This window comes from Burkholderia sp. Bp9004 (assembly GCF_003858025.1).
Classification (GTDB): Bacteria; Pseudomonadota; Gammaproteobacteria; order Burkholderiales; family Burkholderiaceae; genus Burkholderia; species Burkholderia diffusa.
Genome location: NZ_QTQD01000116.1, coordinates 1 through 238, shown reverse-complemented (window position 1 = coordinate 238; position 238 = coordinate 1). Strand labels below are relative to the sequence as shown.

The following is a 238-nucleotide window of genomic DNA, read 5'->3' as shown; positions in this document are numbered from 1 at the left end:
TCGCGCTCGAAGTGCTCTTCGGTATCGTCCGGGTAGCGGATCGCGGCGAGCTGGCCGGCCTCGTGGCGGTAGCGGGTGACCTGGCCCGCTGCGTCGGTGAATTGCACAAGCTGGCCGCGCGCGTCGTAGGCCCATTCGCTGGCCTTGGCCGAGCAGTCCACGTAGCGGGTGAGCTGGCCGCTGCTGTTGTACTCGAGCTGCCTGGTCTTGCCGCTGGCATCGGTGATGCCGATCGGCA

The 238-nt window shown here is 68.1% G+C and carries 1 protein-coding gene; it reads right to left on the bottom strand.

Annotated features, from left to right (window positions below; all coding sequences use genetic code 11):
* Window positions 1–238: RHS repeat domain-containing protein (locus DIE08_RS35405; protein ID WP_148096115.1), on the bottom strand; the 238-nt coding region annotated here is incomplete at both ends.